The organism is Longimicrobium sp. (genome assembly GCF_036554565.1).
In the GTDB taxonomy this organism is placed as follows: Bacteria; Gemmatimonadota; Gemmatimonadetes; order Longimicrobiales; family Longimicrobiaceae; genus Longimicrobium.
In genome coordinates this window covers 1-1,654 of the sequence record NZ_DATBNB010000528.1, presented here as the reverse complement: position 1 = coordinate 1,654, position 1,654 = coordinate 1, and the positions used below count along the sequence as shown (strand labels likewise).

Annotated in this window: 2 protein-coding genes; one reads left to right on the top strand and one right to left on the bottom strand. The window is 69.5% G+C overall.

Features of this window, described 5'->3' with window-relative positions:
• A partial coding sequence (locus VIB55_RS14510) for a HAMP domain-containing sensor histidine kinase (RefSeq protein WP_331877371.1) occupies positions 1 to 983 on the top strand: 983 nt, incomplete at its 5' end.
• Between the two features lie 20 nt (positions 984 to 1,003).
• On the opposite strand, the gene VIB55_RS14505 is transcribed toward VIB55_RS14510, so the two are convergent.
• Positions 1,004 to 1,570, bottom strand: a complete 567-nt coding sequence (locus VIB55_RS14505; protein ID WP_331877370.1) for a YceI family protein — start codon at positions 1,568 to 1,570, stop codon at positions 1,004 to 1,006.
• Positions 1,571 to 1,654 lie beyond the last annotated feature (84 nt).

The following is a 1,654-nucleotide window of genomic DNA, read 5'->3' as shown; positions in this document are numbered from 1 at the left end:
ACGGAGAAACGCGGGAGCATCCGCTCCTGGCGGGCTCGGACGCCTGCCGGGGAGAATGCTCCGCACTCGTCCTTCCCCTGGTGGAAGCCGACCTTCCCATTGGCTCCCTCACCGTGATTCGCGCGCCGCAGCGGCCGCCCTTCCGGCAGGATGAGATCGACCGCGCGCAGCTGTTCAGCGGGTTGGCGGCGCTGGCGTTCCGAAAGGTGGCGCTGCTCCAGGAAGCCCGCGAGCGGCGGGACGAGATCGAGCGGGTGACGGAGAGCCGCACACGCCTGATGCGCGGGTTCAGCCATGACGTCAAGAATCCCCTCGGTGCCGCGGACGGCTTCGCCGAGCTCCTCGCCGACGGCGTGTACGGCGAGCTGACGGAGCCGCAGCGCGACAAGCTCGCACGCATCCGCCGCTCCATCGGCACCGCCCTCGCCCTGATCCACGACCTGCTGGAGCTTTCGCGCGCGGAATCGGGCCAGATCGACATCCGCTGCGTTCCCATGGAGGTCGGGGATATGGCGCGGGAGCTGGTGGAAGAATACCGCGCCTCGGCCGAGGCAAAGGGCCTCCGGATCGAGGTCGCCCCCACCTTCCAGGAGTATCAGGTGGAGTCGGACCCGACACGCCTCCGGCAGATCCTGGGGAACCTGCTGTCGAACGCGGTCAAGTACACGCCGGGCGGCGCGGTGAGGGTGAGCATCGTCTGGCGCGACACGCCGCGCGGCGCCGAGCTCCTGAAATGGTACGGGGTTCAGGTGGCCGACACGGGACCGGGGATCCCGGCGGAGAAGCAGGAGCACATCTTCCAGGAGTTCACGCGGCTGGAGCCGGGGGCGGCGCAGGGGGTGGGCTTGGGCCTCGCCATCAGCCGCCGCGTGGCGCGGCTCCTGGGAGGCGACATCACCGTGCGGAGCAATCCCGGCGGCGGCTCCACGTTCACCCTTTGGATTCCCGTCCGGGGCGCGGGATGCCCGGAGCCGGCACCCTGACCGGACTCCACGCCACTCCCTCAGATCTCTGCGTCCGCTTCCGCCGTCTGCTTCACGAACTGGGCCTCGATGTCGAGCTTTACCTGGTTGGCCACCAGCACTCCGCCCGATTCGATGGACTGGTTCCACCTGAGGCCCCAGTCCCGGCGGTCGACCTGGCCCGTGGCGCCGAACCCGATGCGCTCCTTGCCCCACGGATCCTGCCCGCTGCCCTGGAACACGCAGTCGAGCTCCACCTCCATGGGGGTGTCGCGGATGGTCAGGACCCCCGTGAGGCGGAAACGGCCGCCCGGCTGCCCGGTGGGGCCCTCGACCCGCCTGCTCCGGAAGGTGATCCTTGGGTAGTGCTCGGCATCGAAGAAGTCGCCCGAGCGCAGGTGGGCGTCGCGGTCGGCCACACCCGTGTCGAGGCTTGCCGCGGCGATCTCGACCTCCACCGCGGAGTGGTCCGGGCTCTCCTCGTTCACGGTGATGGTTCCCTTCACGTCCTTGAAGCGGCCACGTACGGTGGTCATCATCATGTGCTTGACGGAGAACTCCACGCTCGTGTGGGCAGGGTCCAGCTGCCAGGTCGATGTGCCTGCCATAGAGCCTCGATTGCCGTGTGGAGAGGTGATTCGCCGGGTGTGCGCAGGCCCGGGCGGCTGCCAGGACCGTGCCGGGGGGCTCCC